Here is an 18039-nt window from a genome sequence, read left to right as displayed (position 1 = left end):
TTCTTTGAAACGACTCCGGTTGAGATCGGGGTCGTTTTATTGTGTAATTAGCGATTCTTCCTAGAGCTAGTCCGGATGTGTATGAGCGTTGGCACATGGGTATAGAAAACTATGCTAATAAAGGAGGTGTCAGGTCTTCTTCGGAGGATCCTACTTATGGACTTATCAAAATGGCCATTAATCAACTGGCTGGCATTTTTGGCGACGGTCGTCATCAACTACTTCGCGAGCGGTGAAAACGCTGCTGTGTCGGACCGCATCGATATTTACTTCAAACCGGCCGGCTATGCGTTCTCGATTTGGGGCGTGATTTATGTCGCGCTCGCCGTCTGGCTCGTCTTGCAATTGAAGAAAGGGTCGGTCGCGAACCGGCAGGCGAATCGGATGAAAGCGGGCTTTCTCGTCTCGTGTATCTTGAACGGCCTTTGGTTGCTCACGTTTACGAACGAGTGGTTCATCGCCTCGCTCGTCGTCATGGTCGCGTTCTTGGCGACGCTCGCTTGGCTCTATTACATCGCCTTCCGGACGTCGACGAGCTGGCTCGACCGGTTCCCATTCTCGATATATATCGGCTGGGTGTCCGTCGCGACGATCGTCAACGTGTTCGTCGTCATGAATCGAGAGCGGGTCACAACCGTGCTCGGACTCGACGAGCTTGCTTGGACGTCGCTCATGCTCATGGTCGGGGTCGTCCTAGCACTCGTCTTCATGTGGTGGCATCGTGACTTCATCTATCCGCTCGTCTTCGTCTGGGCGTACATCGCCATCTTCGCGCGAATCGAGGAAGCAACGCTTTACGTCGTCCTCGTCAGTGCCTTGATTTTGCTCACGCTCGGTTATGTAGGCTTGATCATTTGGAAGAAGCCACGGGCATTTTTACACCATTCTCGCAAGATGGTCGAATAAGTTGGTTGAAGTTGAAGCGGTAGCCTAATTTGGTTATCGCTTTTTCTTGTGCATATTTAAGTTCTTTTGAACCTATATACTAATATATTTGATGGATAATTATTCTTTATAGATTATAAGTGGTTTTCATAAATAGCTTGATAAAGCTAATGAATCCGCTTTCAATTATGACTTTGACGATTTGTGTTATGCAGAATAGTATACAACCCACTTGATTTATCAGAATATTTAGAACAAAATAAAATTTACGAAACAAGATCGAGAGAGAGGGGTTGATTCGATGAAGCGAACAGGCTTGTACGATTCACGATTCGAAAAAGACGCATGTGGCATTGGGCTATATGTCAACCTAAATGGAGAGAAAAAACATGACATCGTTAGTAAATCGCTGTCGATGCTCTGCAAGCTAGAACATCGTGGCGGACAAGGGGTCATCGATGCGGGAGACGGCGCGGGCATCATGACCGAGCTGCCGCACGAACTGTTCCTGGAGACGATGAATTTGCCGACGCCAGGTCGCTATGCAGTCGGAATGGTCTTTTTCCAACCGGATGAGTCGAGACTTCGGGACAAGCAACGTCAGATGGAAGCAATCGCCGACGAATTCGATTTTGCGACCATCGCCTGGCGCGAAGTCCCGGTCAATCCACATGCGATTGGTGAACATGCCCGCGTGACACAGCCGACCATCTATCAATGGTTCGTCTCGTGCCCGTTCGCGGACTATGACTCGAACGAGCGGACGCTCTATCAGCTCCGGCGGATGATTGAAAAGACCGAAGCGTTGAACCTGTACATGCCGAGCTTGTCGACAAAGACGATCGTCTATAAGGGGATGCTCACGCCGGAACAAATCGAGCGCTTCTATCTCGATTTGCAGGCGCCGTCCTTTAAGAGCACGTTCGGCATCGTCCATTCCCGCTTCTCGACGAACACGTTCCCGTCATGGGAACGGGCGCATCCGAACCGCATGATTGTCCATAACGGGGAAATCAATACGCTCCGTGGCAACATCGATGCGATGCGGGCCCGCGAAGGCGTGACCTCGACCGATTTGTTCGAGGATGTGAATCAGCTGTTCCCGGTCCTCCAAGAGACGGGGAGTGACTCGTCGATGCTCGACAACGCTTTCGAGTTCTTCACCCGGACCGGGCGTTCCATCGCCCATACGGCGATGATGCTCATCCCTGAGCCGTTCGCGGAAGTGAAAATAGACCCGTTCAAAAAAGACTTCTATCAATATCATTCGTCGATCATGGAGCCTTGGGATGGACCGACTGGTGTCGTCTTCACGGACGGCCGTCAAATCGGTGCCATCTTGGATCGGAACGGACTGCGGCCGATGCGCTATATCGAGACGCTCGATGGCGAGCTCATTTTATCGTCAGAGAGCGGCGTCATCCCGGTTCAAGCCGAGAACGTGAAGTCGAAGCAACGACTTCGTCCCGGGCAACTGTTGTTAATCGACTTGGAGTCGAAACGACTCATCCCGGACGCGGAAATCAAACAGACGATTGCACGGGCCGAGCCGTACGGCAAATGGTTGAAGCAGATGACCGAGCTCAGCGATGGACCGGTCGACGAGCCGTTCGTCGCCGACCTGCATCGGAAGCAGCGTGCGTTCGGATACACGAAAGAGGACATTGAACAATATCTCGTCCCGCTCATCCTCGAGAAAAAAGATCCAATCGGGTCGATGGGACATGACCAACCGGTCGCGGTGTTATCCGAGCGGCCACGTTCTTTGTTCCATTACTTCAAACAGCACTTCGCCCAAGTTACGAACCCGCCGATCGATGCGTTGCGTGAGAAAATTGTCACTGCGACATTCACATGGCTCGGGCCACAAGCGAACCCGGTCCATACCGGGCGAGGTCACGCCCGTCGTGTCTGGCTCAAGCATCCGTTCCTCGATGCGGCCGCGCTCGAGAAAGTGAACGAGACACTACGCGTCGAGCGGGTCGATACGTCATATGCGTACGATTTGGAAGCTTCGCTAGAGACGCTGTTCGAGCGAGTCAACGGTCTGATCCGTGACGGCGTCGACGTCATCGTCTTGTCGGACCGCAACATGAACGAAAATATGCTCGCCATGCCGGCGCTTCTCGTATTGAGCGCCGTCCACCAACATTTGATTCGCGTCAATCTACGGGCATCATGCAGTCTCGTCGCCGAGAGCGGCGAAGTTCGTGAAGTCCATCAAGCTGCCGCCTTAATCGGTTACGGCGCCGACGCCGTCTACCCATATCTCGCCTATGCGACCATCGCCGAGGCGGTCGAGGCGGGCCAGCTGTCCTACTCGTTCGACGAGGCGGTCCGCCGCTATCAGACGGCCTCTGTCGACGGCATCGTCAAAATCATGTCGAAGATGGGCATCTCTACCGTCCAAAGTTACCGTGGCGCCCAAATCTTCGAGGCGGTCGGCATCGACCGCGCCTTGATTGAGCGTCACTTCCGCGGTACGACGTCACAGTTGTCCGGTGTCGGTTTCACCGAACTTGAAGACGAGTCGCGCCGGCAGCACGAATCCGCCTATAAACACGAACGACCACTCGAGGCCGGGACCGACTTCCAGTGGCGCGCCGATGGGGAAGAACACGCCTTCAATCCGAAGACGATTCACCTCTTGCAACGAGCCTGCCGCGAGAACGAGCGCCGGTATTACGATGCCTACGTCAAGCTCCATGAGTCGTCAGGTCAATTCTTGCGCCAATTGTTCTCCTTTAAACAACAGGATGCAATTCCACTCGTCGAGGTCGAGTCGGTCGCATCAATCGTCAGTCGGTTCAAGACGGGAGCGATGTCGTTCGGTTCTCTATCGAAAGAGGCCCATGAGACGCTTGCCATCGCCATGAACCGAATCGGTGGCAAGAGCAACTCCGGAGAAGGCGGTGAAGACCGGAAGCGATTCACCCCTGATGAGGACGGCAGTGAACGCGTCAGTCGTATCAAGCAAGTCGCGAGTGGACGTTTCGGCGTGACGGCCGAGTACTTGTATCACGCCGATGAGATTCAAATCAAGATGGCGCAAGGGGCGAAACCGGGTGAGGGCGGACAACTGCCGGGTAACAAAGTTTACCCATGGGTCGCCGAAGTGCGCGGCTCCGTCCCAGGCGTCGGACTCATCTCGCCTCCACCGCACCACGACATCTATTCGATTGAAGATTTGGCGCAACTCATCTTCGATTTGAAGCATGTCAATCCGAACGCGAAAATCAGCGTCAAGCTCGTCTCGAAGTCAGGCGTCGGGACAATCGCGGCCGGTGTCGCCAAGGCGAACGCCGATACGATCGTCATCAGCGGCTACGACGGTGGGACCGGGGCGTCGCCGCGGACGTCAATCAAGCATACGGGACTCCCGTGGGAGCTCGGTCTGCTCGAGACGCACCAGACGCTCGCGTTAAACGGGCTCCGGGGTCGCGTCACGCTCGAGACTGACGGCAAACTCATGACCGGGCGCGATATCGTCCTCGCCGCCATCTTCGGGGCCGAGGAATACGCGTTCGCGACGGCACCGCTCGTCGTGCTCGGTTGCATCATGATGCGGGCGTGTCACCTCGATACGTGCCCGGTCGGTGTCGCGACCCAAGACCCGGCGTTGCGTGCGAAGTTCATGGGCAAGCCCGAACATGTCGTCAACTTGATGACGTTCCTCGCCGAGGAAGTACGGGAGATTTTAGCCTCGCTCGGAGCGACCTCGCTTCGTGACGTCATCGGGCGGACGGACTTGTTGGAGGAGAGTGCCTGGAAACAAGCTCATCCGAAAGCGAAAACGCTCGACTTGACGCCGATGCTGTCGATTCCGACGGCTTTGCCGGAGAAAGAGGAATTGGCCCATCCGGCCTATCAGTCTTATGATCATCGCAAATTGATTCCGGCCGTCTCCCGTTCCATCAAATCGCTCCAACCGACGTTCTTCGTCGGGCGCGTCCGCAATACGGACCGCGCCGTCGGAACGATGCTCGGCCATGAAGTGACGAAAGTGCATGGCAACGTCGGACTCGCCGAGGACACGATTTCACTCCGTCTCAGCGGTTCGGCCGGACAAAGCCTCGGCGCCTTCTTGCCGAACGGGATCACCATCTCGGTCATCGGTGACGCCAACGATTATGTCGGCAAAGGCCTGAGCGGTGGAAAGCTCGCCATCATCGCAGAGAAACATGCCCCGTTCGAAGAGAGTGAACAAGTCATCGCCGGTAACGTCTGCCTGTATGGCGCGACATCAGGGATGGCGTTCTTCAACGGTCATGTCGGAGAACGGTTTGCCGTCCGGAACTCCGGTGCCGTCGCCGTGACTGAAGGCGTCGGCGACCATGGCTGTGAGTATATGACCGGTGGCACGGTCGTCGTCCTCGGGGATATCGGGCGTAACTTCGGTGCCGGGATGTCGGGCGGGGTCGCCTATCTGTACGGGGACCAAGCGTACGAACAGCTCGTCAACCAAGAACTCGTCTCGGTCGACCGTGAGTTGACCGACGAGGATGCCGAACAAATTTATGCACTGCTCGAGATGCACCAGTTCCATACGGACAGTGTCAAAGCGAGAGCTGTGCTCGAGGCGTTCGAGCAAGAACGCAAACGCTTCGTCAAAATCGTGCCGCGTGACTATGCGAACGTGCTTGACGTCATGCGTCACATCGAGGCGACGCGTCCGGAATTGAGTGACGCCGACCGCGCCCTCGAACTATTCCGTGTCGTGACTGAAGGAGGGGGAGTATGAGACATAAATTTATCGATATCCCACGACAGACATTGCCGGAGCGCTCAGTCGTCGAACGGGTTCATGATTATAAAGAATACGCTTCCCGCATGGAAGACGGACCAATCGTCAAACAAGCCGAGCGCTGCATGGATTGCGGCACCCCGTTCTGTCACGTCGGGGATATGATTGGACAAGAGACGATCGGTTGCCCGATTCACAATTTGATTCCGGAGTGGAACAAGCTCGTAACGGATCAGGACTGGTATCGAGCCTATGAACGGTTGATGGAGACGAATAACTTCCCGGAGTTCACGGGTCGTGTCTGTCCGGCGCCGTGTGAAGGATCTTGTACGCTCGGTATCAGCGAAGACCCGGTCGCCATCAAATCGATTGAGCGGACGATTATCGACCGCGCCTTCGAGGAAGGCTGGGTCAAACCTCGTCACGTCGTGAAGCGGACCGGACGCCGTGTCGCCATCATCGGCAGCGGGCCGGCCGGGCTCGCAGCGGCCGATCAGTTGAATCAGCTCGGCCATGCGGTCACGATTTATGAGAAAGCGGATGAGGCGGGTGGCCTGTTGTTCTATGGCATCCCGAATATGAAGCTCGAGAAAGATGTCGTCCGACGTCGTGTACGTCTGCTTGAGGCGGAGGGGATTCGCTTCAAGACGGGCGTGAACGTCGGGACCGATGTGACCATCGAGTCACTTCGTCACACGTACGATGCCGTCATTCTCGCCACGGGAGCTCAAAAACAGCGTACGCTCGGCATCGATGGGGATGATGCCACAGGCGTCGAGCCGGCGATGGATTATTTGACCGAGTCGACGCGTTCGCTCGGCGGGAAATCGCTCGACGCTCGATTCGACGCCAACGGGAAAGACGTCATCGTCATCGGTGGCGGGGACACGGGCGCGGACTGTGTGGCGACGGCGATCCGTCAAGGAGCCAAGTCGGTGACGCAGTTCGGGAAGCATCCGGAGAAAGGCATGTTCCGGGCGCCGGAGAAGCCATGGCCGCTCCAACCGGACACGTTATCGACCGATTACGCCTATGCGGAAGCAATCGAACACTTCGACCGTGACCCGCGCACATATTTGATTCGCTCGAACCGGGTCATCAAACAAGGGGACCGGGTCGTCGGGATTGAGACGGAGCGGATGGAGAAAATCGTCAAACCGGACGGAAAGGCGACGTTCTTCGTCGTCGACGGTTCGGTCGAGACGTATCCAGCCGATCTCGTGCTTGTCGCCATCGGATTCGAACGACCGGAGCGTGAACTCCGGAAAGTCGGCATCGAGGCGAACCATGACTATACGTCGAACGTCGAGGGTGTGTTTGTCGCAGGGGATGCGAGACGGGGACAAAGCTTGATTGTTTGGGCAATCCGGGAAGGCCGCGAAGTCGCGGATACCGTCGACGGATACTTGAACACTTGTCAACAACAGCTAAAAACTTCATCATAAAAAGGAGCGACGATTTCGTCGCTCCTTTTTACATGGACATTTAGGAGGAATTAGCAATGATTATCGAGATCCTCATGTATACCGGGATTTGGTTCTTACTCGTGCTCGTCTTGCTCGGCACGATTTACGCTCGGCGCAATCGGAAGTGATTACAGTACCATGGCGGCAATCAAGCCGAAGATGATGAGCGGGATATTGTAGTGGAGGAACGTCGGCCACACCGTCTCACGCAAGTGATCGTGTTGACCGTCGGCGTTCAAGCCGCTCGTTGGTCCGAGTGTCGAGTCACTCGCCGGGCTACCGGCGTCACCGAGTGCACCGGCCGTCCCGATGATGGCGATTGTCGCCTCGACCGAGAAACCGTATTGGATGCAGAGCGGGACGAAGATGGCTGCGATAATCGGAACCGTCGAGAAACTCGAACCGATGCCGAGCGTGATGACGAGTCCGACGAGGAGCATGACGAGTGCGGCCACGAATTGTGAGTCACCCATAATGCCGCTCGCACCACTGACGAGCGGTTCGATGGCACCGGTCGCGCGAATGACGGCGGCGAAACCGCTCGCTGCGATCATGACGAAACCGATAAAAGCCATCATGCGCATGCCGCTCGTGAAGATGTCATCGGCCTCTGACCAAGGGATGAGGCGAAGCAACGTCAACAAGATGAGTCCTGTGACGGCCGAGGCGATCATCGACTCGGTTTGAAGCTGTACGACGAGCACGACGAGGATGACAGCGGCCGTGAGCCAAATCTTGAGCGGGCTCAACGTCCGGACCTCATAGTCGCTTGGTCCGAGTTGAATCGTCTCATACGAACGCGGCTTCCGATAGTGGAAGAAGGCAGTGATGAGACCGACGAGCATTCCGAGCGCCGGGATGGCCATGATGCTGACGATGTTGACATCACCGACGGTCATGCCGTTCGTTTCCACGTTCGGCAGCAAAATCTCGTTCAAGTAAATGCCACCGAATCCGACCGGGAGTAACATGTACGGGGTGACGAGACCGAATGTGAGAATCGTCGCCACGAGCCGGCGGTCGAGCTTCAACTCGTTAAACAGCACGAGGAGCGGCGGGATGACGATCGGGATGAACGCGATGTGAATCGGTAGCGCGTTTTGTGAACTTATCGCTAGAAGTAATAAGAACGATAGCAATAGCGCCTTGACCCGTGTCACACTTTTGCCAGTGACGTCGCGTCCTGACATGCTGATTAACTTTTCAGCCAGGATGTCTGGGAGTCCAGTTTTTGATAGACCGACGGCGAAGGCGCCGAGCAACGCGTAACTGAGGGCGATTGTCGCACCTCCGCCGAGCCCGTCACTGAAGGCGGTCAACGTCTCATTGAATCCGAGACCTCCGACTAGACCACCGACGACGGCGGCAAGGATGAGTGACAAGACGATGTGCACGCGACTGATCGCGAGCGCGAATAATACGATAACAGCTAATAAGACAGCATTCATCATTTCCAACACCTTTCATTCAAAACTCTTTCTCTTGTTATCACTTTAATATGATAAAGACTTTTGAAATTTAACATACGTGTTTCGGGTTGTCAAATCGATTGTTCAAAAAAAGCGATAACTCCGAAAAGTTATCGCTCGTTCGTCATCCTTCAACGTTATGGTATACCTGGCGCACGTCTTCGAGGTCTTCGAGGACGTCGAGTAATTTTTCAAACTGTTCTTTCGACTCGTCGTCGAGGGTAATCTCGTTTTGGGGCAGCATCGTCAACTCGGCGACTTCAAACGTCTCGATGCCTGCTGCTTTGAAGGCAGTCTGGACGGCATGGAACGCTTCTGGTTCCGCATAGACGATCACCGTCTCATCTTCTTCGATGACATCACGGACGTCGAGGTCGTGCTCCATCATGAGTTCGAGTACATCGTCGGCAGACATGCCGTTGACACCGATGACGGCCGTCGCGTCGAACATGTAAGCGACCGACCCGCTGACACCCATGTTGCCGCCGTTTTTACCGAAAGCGGCGCGGACTTCAGACGCCGTCCGGTTGACGTTGTTCGTGAGCGTGTCGACGATGAGCATCGAGCCGTTCGGTCCGAATCCTTCATAGCGGAGCTCGTCGAAGTTCTCTTCGTCGCCGCCCTTCGCTTTGTCGATAGCACGGTCGATGATTGCGCGCGGGACGTTGTACGTTTTCGCTCGTTCGACGACGAACTTGAGTGCTTGGTTTGATTCTGGATCTGGTTCCCCTTGACGGGCGACTACGTAGATTTCACGGCCGAACTTCGCATAGATGCGACTCGTATTGGCGTCTTTTGACGCCTTTTTCTCTTTAATGTTGTTCCATTTACGACCCATTACATGTCATCTCTCTTTCCATTGTTCGATTGATTCATCCTCGATTATATAAGAAGACGTGGATGTTGACGAGCAAAAATCATCCCTCGCTTTTATCCATCTTCTCGACGATCTCCGTCAACGTCTTCAAACTGTCGATCAGGCGGTCCGTCTCTTCCTCGTTCAGAAACGCGAGACGGTCCTCGAACAGGCGACGGAACGAATCGCGACGCTCGCGGAGGACGAGTTCGCCCTTTTCGGTCAGTTGATTCCAGATGACGCGGCGATCGCGTTCGTCCGGGACGCGGGTGATGTAGCCCTCATCGACGAGCTTCGTGATGAGCGGCGTCACGTTCGGCGGGGCAATCGATAACGTCTCACTGATGTGTCCGTTCGTGACCGCGCCTTCATCTTCAATCAACATGAGGAGATGAAAGTGGGAAAAGTTTAAGTTTGGGATTTGCGGAAGGTCGGAACGACGTAACAACTTCCGGCGAATAAATGGGATCAGTTTCACGAACTGATCGGCTGCGTCTTGTCTCGGCATAATCATGTCACTTCCTAATTAGGTTCTTTCTTCATTATACACGACCGAGCGCAGGGTGGACGACCAATCCTCATCCCGTGACATTTTGCACAGCGCATTCGCCCATCATGGACACAACGTATGTAAGCGTTTTCATATCGCATATACTTTATTTTCATGAAAACGCATTCGATTTTACTGAGCGACATATGAAAAAGCAAGCCCTATCCTCATTCCCCTGAAAAATATTGTGAAAGAGTTCACATTGTTGTCACGCACAAAATGCGAGAAACGTTGTATTCTATGAATGTGAAGGAAAGCACAAACTCTTCTCGAACCAATTGATTGCCCCGTGCTCTCCATCAAGTCAACAGTATAAGCTCTCATTCATGAGGAGGAAACCAACATGGCAGTTAAAGAGAAAGCAGTAGTAGAAACATCAGCAGAACAGATGGTCGACACGCTCGTCACTAGAGCCCACACGGCGCTTGAGACATTGATGACGTTCGACCAAGAGAAAATCGATGCAATCGTTCAAGCGATGGCGCTCGCAGGTCTCGAACAACACGTCGCCCTCGCGAAACATGCATATGAAGAAACCGGTCGCGGTGTGTTTGAAGATAAAATGATCAAAAACATCTTTGCGACAGAATATATTTATAACTCACTCCGTGGCGAGAAGACGGTCGGCGTCATCGAGGACGATGAGCAAAACGGTATCACGTACATCGCGGAACCAGTCGGAGTCGTCGCCGGGGTCACACCGGTCACGAACCCGACATCAACGACGATGTTCAAAGCAATCATCGCCATCAAAACACGTAACCCGATCATCTTCGGTTTCCACCCGTCGGCACAACAGTGTTCAAGTGAAGCGGCACGGATCCTTCGTGACGCAGCCATCGAAGCGGGAGCTCCGGAACACTTGATTCAATGGGTCGAAAAACCGTCACTCGACGCGACGAAAGCGCTCATGAACCACCCAGGTGTTGCCATGGTCCTCGCAACTGGTGGAGCGGCGATGGTCAAATCAGCCTACTCGACTGGTAAACCAGCCCTTGGCGTCGGTCCTGGTAACGTTCCGGCCTACATCGACAAAACAGCAAAAGTGAAACGTGCCATCTCGGACGTCATCTTGTCGAAAACGTTCGATAACGGCATGATCTGTGCATCTGAACAAGCAATTATCCTCGACCAAGAAGTGTATGAAGAAGTGAAAGCGGAAATGACGGCGCTCGGTTGCTACTTCTGCTCACCAGAAGAGAAAGCGAAACTCGAGACACTCGTTATCAAAACAGACTCTTGTGCGGTCAACCCGGAAATCGTCGGGAAGCCGGCAGCCTGGATCGCCGAACGAGCTGGACTCACAGTCCCGGCCGATACAAAAATCTTGATCGCCGAACTCGAGACGGTCGGTGCGACAGAGTTGCTCTCACACGAGAAACTCAGCCCGGTGCTCGGTGCTTATAAAGTCCAATCGCGTGAAGAAGGATTTGCTATCGCTGAGAAGATGCTTGAAATCGGTGGTCTCGGACATACGGCAGCGATCCACTCGACTGACGACGACGCCATCCTCGCCTTCGGACTCCGGATGAAAGCTTGCCGCATCATCGTCAACTCGCCAACGGCACACGGTGGTATCGGTGACCTCTATAACGAAATGACACCATCACTCACACTCGGTTGTGGGTCGTACGGTAAAAACTCCGTCTCTGAGAACGTGACGGCGAAACATCTACTCAACGTGAAAAAGGTGGCGAGACGTCGCGTGAATATGCAGTGGTTTAAAGTCCCTGAAAAGATTTACTTTGAGAAAAACTCAGTCCAGTACCTTCAATCGCTCACATCGAAAAAACGGGCGATGATCGTCACGGATGAAATGATGGTCAAACTCGGATTTGCCGATAAAGTCGTCAAAAACTTGCCTGCTGGCATCGAGTACCGCATCTTCGACCAAGTCGAGCCAGACCCGTCAGTTGAGACGGTCATGCGCGGTGCCGAAGCGATGCGTCACTTCCAACCAGATATGATTATCGCACTCGGCGGTGGATCACCAATGGATGCCGCGAAAGGCATGTGGCTCTTCTACGAACGCCCAGAAGAGAAGTTCTCGAACCTTCGCCAAAAATTCATGGATATCCGCAAGCGGACGTACAAGTTCCCGACGCTCGGTAACAAGTCGATGTTCGTCGCCATCCCGACAACATCAGGCACGGGTTCTGAAGTGACACCCTTCACGGTCATCACGGATAAGAAACGCAACGTCAAATACCCGATCGCTGACTACGCGATCACACCGGACGTCGCCATCGTCGACCCTGAGTTCGTCATGACGGTCCCAGCATCAATCACGGCCGATACAGGAATGGACGTGTTGACACACGCCATCGAAGCGTACGTCTCAGTCATGGCTAACGATTATACAGACGGACTCGCGCTTCGTTCGATGAAGATGATCTTCGATTACCTCCCGAAAGCGTATGAGAACGGAAGTGACGCCGAAGCGCGTCAGAAAGTCCACAACGCATCGACAATGGCTGGTATGGCGTTCGCGAACGCGTTCCTCGGTATCAACCACTCGATCGCACACAAAATCGGTGGCGAGTTCCACGTCCCACACGGACGGACGAACGCGATCCTCATGCCGCACGTCATCCGCTACAATGCGACACGCCCATCGAAACTCGCGGCGTTCCCGAAATATGAGTCATTCATCGCCGACGAGCGTTACGCAGAAATCGCGCGCTACCTCGGACTTCCAGCCAGCACGACTGAGGAAGGCGTCGAGTCGCTCATCCAAGCGATCATCGAGCTCGGTCAGCGCTTGAACATCAAACTCTCGTTCAAAGCCCAAGGCATCAAGAAAGCGGAGCTCGACGCGAAAGTCGACAAGATGGCAGTCGACGCGTTCGAAGACCAATGTACGACGGCCAATCCGAAAATGCCGCTCGTCGAAGAATTGAAAGAGATCATGTACGCTGCTTACGAAGGCGTATAAGTAACTAAAGGCGATCACTCGTTTGAGTGGTCGCCAATTTTATGTTTATGAGTACCTAAAAGGTTAAGAGGTGAGACGCGTGTTTTAGCGTTAAAATGGTTAATCCATCTAGTGTATCGACCAAATCAGAATGGGGCAATCACGTAAACCTTGAAGTGAACGGTTGAGGGTAATCTGAATATTTCGTTGAATAAGTTGTTCTACTATTATCTTTTTCTACTTTATGTGGTGTAATTTTACATTTATTTCTGTGAATAATCCATTTTATAGTTTGTTTATTAATGTTAAGTAAAATATAATAAAAATTTAAATTTAAAGTTTCCGTTTTGTCAGTTAATTGAACTATTTCATCTAATGATAAAAGAACGACTAATTCCTTCTCTCCATTCGTTCATATGACCTTATCTAATTGAACAGGAATCTGTTTTGGATTTACATACTGATTATTTTCCAAAAGTCATCTTTTAAACCTAATTGAAAAATTGATAGAGTCAATGTATCAGTAAGCAGGCAACTTTTATGAACTAACAAGGTAATAAAAGCTAGCGAGAAAATCTCAACTGTATTGATTAATCGACTCCTAAGTTGTTCATTATTTTTATGCTAAATGTCCATTTTTTTCTTTCTTTTCCCCATTCTTAGGTTTAAAGTCTACAAGTTCATTTTGTTTTTCTATAGCCTCCAAAAAAATGTAGGATGCTTCAACTTCGTATTCTATATCATTATTAGGAGGGTCTATCTTTTTTTACATAAGCAAAATGTTATTTTTTGTAATATTTGAGTATAAAAGCACCGAACTTCTCCTGTTATTCTTTTATATCAAATAATCTAGTAGGTAGAAGATGATTTTTTGATAAAATATTGCCTGTTAACTTGGGATTGAGATAGCAATTTAACATTAGGAATATGATATCTCTCTATTTATCTTATGTATAATATGTCCATGGTCTACTGCGCTATTCTATGACCAATACTATGAGCTTTTATTCCTATATTGGTTAACATCCCATCTGTTGATGCAACCAAGCGTTTATAACAGACTTGAAAGGACAGCTGGATACGGTTAAACCGAAGCGTGAAATTATTAATTTAGGGAAAAGCAGCTACGGACAGCGTACCTCTGAAGTGCTGACCGACTTGAAACGTAAATACATTAATAGACGTCTTAAAGATAATAACCACGCAATCATCACTACAGGGAACGGTTCGAATTACGCCGTTAAAGAATCAGAATGAAGTGATGGAGAGGGATTGTCGACTGTTTTGAAGAAAACTTAACTATCGTCGAATTGGGAGGAGCAATGGAGGGGGTTTCAAAGTTACGGCTATTTGTATCGGGTTAACAAGGCAAAGTACTTTGGTTTTATAGGATTGACTAACCTAAGTAGATGCAAAAGGTAGATGCAAAAGAGAAGAAACAATTATTAAAGAAATCGGCGAACTAATAAATAAACTCTAGGATAAATAACATAAAAATCTATTTCTTATTGGAGGAATTTAGATTGTACTTACAGCAAATAAGTATTCAAGGTTATGGGACTATAAAAAAAATGGATATCATACCTGAATTTAATGAGGATGGATCTCCAAAACCAATTGTGTTAGTTGGGAAAAATGGAACAGGAAAAACTTTATTATTAAATACTTTAGTAGATAGTTTTATTGAATTTAAACGAAAAAAATATCAAACACTTCCAGAAGTAAACAGTAATAACTATTATAAGAAAGGTTCAAAAACCTATATTAACGCTGAAAAAATTGAAAGCATGATTGAAATTCTGTTTTTTAATGAAGATAAAACATTTGAATATCTTGAGTTGAATACTAAAGATATTGAATACACTACTAAAAAACTCAGTGATCATAAACATGCGCAAAGTATCTTATTAGACAGTGTTTTTAAAGAGCATGGCTTTTATAAATCTACATTAGGAGAAAATATTCAAAACGAGCTTGATGATAATATAATTTTATACTTTCCAGTTTCAAGATATTATGTCCCAGCTTGGTACAACAAAGATAACCAGCCACTGGGATTTAAATTAATTGAAAATAGTATAGGTCATGACCAAAACTCTATAATCAAAGAAAATGTACTACAAGAAATAGAGCACTGGTTTTTAGATGTATTACTTGATATTTATTTGTATGAAACTAGTTCGAGAAAAGTTCAGATTTATGAAGATGGACGTCTTCGTGTGGGAGAAGAACAAATAATTCAAGAAGGAAAAAACAATAAACTGAGAAACTTAATCAATAATCTTTTGTCTATTATTTATCGTAAAAAAGATAAAAATATAATTAGCGCAAGAATAGGTGTTTCGAAAAAAAAGGGAAGGAGAATAGGGATATTAGTGATGTATGAAGACGGAAATGAATTAGAAGTTGCCTCATCCTTTAGCCATCTTTCTTCAGGAGAAGCAATGTTAATTTCATTATTCTCTTCTATATTAAAATCTTATGATAATCTCCAAACAGTTACTGAGTTACATCAAGTCAAAGGTATAGTCATAATTGACGAAATTGACTTGAATTTACACATTGAGTTTGCGAAAGAAGTGATTCCAAAATTAATTAGTGACTTTCCGAATGTTCAATTTATAATTACAACCCATTCACCATTTTTACTTCTGGGTATGGAAGAACACTTTAAAGAAAAATGGCAACTCATTAACCTTCCTGATGGTGAAGCGTTGACTGTTGAAAAATTTAAAGAAGTTGAAACAGCATATCAAATATTTACTGAAGGATATGAAAGCCTTAGAAGTGATTTTGAAGAATATAAATCAAGAATTAGTCGGGAAAATAGAACATTAATAATTACAGAAGGGAAAACAGACTGGAAGCATTTAAAAAAAGCTTATGAAAGAATTAAGTCTGAAAATGATGAATTTACGTCATTAGATATAGTGTTTTTAGAATACGACGAAACTACTTTGAAGATGTCAGACAGTCAACTACATTCTTTACTCAAAGAGCTAGCCAAAGTTGATAATAATAAAAAAATTATTGGTTTATTTGATAGTGATGAAGCAAATGGCAAAAAATATTCTAAAGACAGAATTAATATTTTAGGAAACAATATATTTGCAATCAGCTTACCAAAGCCAAATTTTAGAAAAGATTTAGAGGGCATTTCGATAGAATTAATGTACAGAGATGAAGATTTGAAAACCAAAGATAGTGAAGGGAGAAGATTGTTTTTGACATCGGAATTTTCTATCGATTCCGGACGTCATTTAGAAGATAGCGAGTTATCTTATGCAAGTGATGTTAGTAAATTAAAATCAACGAAAATAATTGATGACAAAGTATATGATTCGTCACATCGTAATGTTGCATTATCTAAAAATCAATTTGCAGACTATATACTAAATAATTGTGAGTCATTTGATAATTTTGATATAAGTTCATTTGTAGAAGTCTTTAAAATGATTGAAGAAATTGAGAACTCAAACAATAAGCCGGTATAAATCATTAGTAAATTAAATACAGTAGTAGTGACAAATATGAAAATCAATAATTTTGATTGCTAACCTCTACATTTTTTAGACAAGGAAAGTGTTGATGTGAGACGATATAAGCGATCATCTCGGCTTGGAGCTATTTCTCTCGGGTGCCGTGAATGGTTTCTACCATTCACGACACCACTCTTGGTTGTGCAGGCTCCGCGTGGGCGAGCTCGTAAATTAAGATTGTGATATCTTCGGCTGTATTTCATGTATTTAAGACAATCGAATGCAGTTCCGGATAATAATAGCCATTCGCCGAACCAATCTCGTCAAGAGGTTCCTCATATCTGTGTAGGACTTACGTCACCTAGTTCGAGATGAGCAACTTGATGCATTGATCCTTTAATGATTGTGAGCTTTGTTACTTCAAAAAAGGATAAGAGTCGATTGCTACTGCACTCGGTAGTTGGGATTCAATCAGGATTACGTTACACAATGAGTATTGATGGAACTTGCTGAGTAACTGGAGATGTTCCCGAATTTTTCCGTACTCCGAAAAATAGCTGGCAATCTATTGTCCCATCTTTTCAATCGATGTTTCTAGCTAGCTTTTTGTTCTTCACTAGTCTTCATCACGACCACCGTGTTAGACTCCTTCCCTTAATATTAAGCATTCATCTGGCAATAATCTTTGTTTTTACTCGATACGCACCTTTGCGTCCGGTATGATGAAAGGGGAGGCGATACGATGGAACGACAACTGAACGTGACAACGAATTATGGACAACTGGCCGGTACGTGGATGACCCACGGCGAACCCCGTAAGACGGTCGTCCTGCTCAGCGGGAGTGGGCCGAGCGACCGGGACGGCAATCTTGGACCATCCCAATTCGGCACATATAAAAAGCTGGCCGAGGCGCTCTTTGAGATGGGTGTCAACGTCTACCGCTATGATAAACAAGGCATCGGTGAATCGGACGGTGATTTCAATAAAGTCGGGCTGCACGATTTGGTTACAGATGCGATCACCGTCGTCAACGCCATCAAACAGGAGCCGGACGCAAGTGACATGTATGTGCTTGGTCACAGCGAAGGGGCAGTGATTGCCCCGGCGGTCCAGCTCGAGACGAACGCGGCCGGACTGCTTCTTCTTGCCGGATTCAACGATTCCTCGAAGAAGATGTTCTTGCTGCAAGCCGACGCACTCGCAACTGAAGTCGGTTCGGTGAAAGGACTCAAGGGCGTGTTCTATCGATTGACCGGCGTTCCGAAGAAGATTCGCCAGCGCCAAGACGATTTGCTCGAACGGTCGCTGCGGACGAACGTCGCCGCCTTCAAGTACCGCGGCCAAGTCGTGAACGCCAAATGGATTCGCGAGCATGCGTCGTATGACGTCCGCGAGCGACTCGAACATGTGCGGGTCCCGGTGCTCGCCCTGACCGGTGACCGCGATGTCCAAGTCCCGCCGGAGCATGTCCACTCGATTCGGACGAAAGGGGACATCGACAGCCACATCATCCACAACATGAACCACTTGCTCGTCGAACGGACGAGTCCGCATGCGCTCCTCACATTGCATAAGGAATATCGGGACGCCATTGAGGCGCCGCTTCACCCCGAACTCATCCGTCGATTGAACGATTGGTTGATGAAACGATAACGAACTGTCAAAAACGGTCACT

At 49.3% G+C, this 18039-nt stretch carries 9 protein-coding genes; 6 read left to right on the top strand and 3 right to left on the bottom strand.

Annotated features, from left to right (window positions below; all coding sequences use genetic code 11):
* Positions 1 to 156 precede the first annotated feature (156 nt).
* The 3 genes from KNP81_RS08925 (at position 157) to KNP81_RS08915 (ending at position 7074) form a co-directional block, all read left to right on the top strand.
* Positions 157 to 906 carry a TspO/MBR family protein gene (locus tag KNP81_RS08925; RefSeq protein WP_214719680.1) on the top strand — a complete coding sequence of 250 codons (750 nt, stop codon included), beginning with the start codon at positions 157 to 159 and terminating at the stop codon, positions 904 to 906.
* A 280-nt stretch (positions 907 to 1186) separates the two neighbouring features.
* Entirely contained in the window at positions 1187 to 5626 is a 4440-nt protein-coding gene (gene gltB / locus KNP81_RS08920; RefSeq protein ID WP_214719679.1) for a glutamate synthase large subunit, read from the top strand.
* Positions 5623 to 7074 (top strand): glutamate synthase subunit beta, encoded by a 1452-nt coding sequence (locus KNP81_RS08915; RefSeq protein WP_214719678.1) that lies wholly within the window; start codon positions 5623 to 5625, stop codon positions 7072 to 7074. The genes gltB and KNP81_RS08915 overlap by 4 nt, the downstream gene beginning before the upstream one ends.
* Positions 7075 to 7223: 149 nt before the next feature.
* On the opposite strand, the gene KNP81_RS08910 is transcribed toward KNP81_RS08915, so the two are convergent.
* From KNP81_RS08910 to KNP81_RS08900, 3 genes are all read right to left on the bottom strand, one after another.
* Complete coding sequence (locus KNP81_RS08910) at positions 7224 to 8543, bottom strand: Na+/H+ antiporter family protein (RefSeq protein WP_214719677.1); 1320 nt, start codon at positions 8541 to 8543, stop codon at positions 7224 to 7226.
* A 145-nt stretch (positions 8544 to 8688) separates the two neighbouring features.
* On the bottom strand, positions 8689 to 9402 hold the full coding sequence (locus KNP81_RS08905; RefSeq protein WP_138859483.1) for a YebC/PmpR family DNA-binding transcriptional regulator: 714 nt from the start codon (positions 9400 to 9402) through the stop codon (positions 8689 to 8691).
* 79 nt (positions 9403 to 9481) lie between these two features.
* Positions 9482 to 9928 (bottom strand): MarR family winged helix-turn-helix transcriptional regulator, encoded by a 447-nt coding sequence (locus KNP81_RS08900; RefSeq protein WP_138859482.1) that lies wholly within the window; start codon positions 9926 to 9928, stop codon positions 9482 to 9484.
* 385 nt (positions 9929 to 10313) lie between these two features.
* Between KNP81_RS08900 and adhE the strand changes: the two genes are divergently transcribed.
* From adhE to KNP81_RS08885, 3 genes are all read left to right on the top strand, one after another.
* Positions 10314 to 12905, top strand: coding sequence for a bifunctional acetaldehyde-CoA/alcohol dehydrogenase (adhE, locus tag KNP81_RS08895; RefSeq protein ID WP_214719676.1), 2592 nt, complete (start codon positions 10314 to 10316; stop codon positions 12903 to 12905).
* 1502 nt (positions 12906 to 14407) lie between these two features.
* Entirely contained in the window at positions 14408 to 16378 is a 1971-nt protein-coding gene (locus KNP81_RS08890) for an AAA family ATPase (RefSeq protein ID WP_214719675.1), read from the top strand.
* 727 nt (positions 16379 to 17105) lie between these two features.
* Positions 17106 to 18017 (top strand): alpha/beta hydrolase, encoded by a 912-nt coding sequence (locus KNP81_RS08885; RefSeq protein ID WP_214719674.1) that lies wholly within the window; start codon positions 17106 to 17108, stop codon positions 18015 to 18017.
* Positions 18018 to 18039: the final 22 nt, after the last annotated feature.

Origin of the sequence: Exiguobacterium sp. s149 (genome assembly GCF_018618395.1) — a bacterium.
GTDB classification, from domain to species: Bacteria; Bacillota; Bacilli; order Exiguobacteriales; family Exiguobacteriaceae; genus Exiguobacterium; species Exiguobacterium chiriqhucha.
The sequence above is the reverse complement of the archived record's forward strand: the minus strand, read 5'-3'. Positions and strand labels throughout refer to the sequence as shown.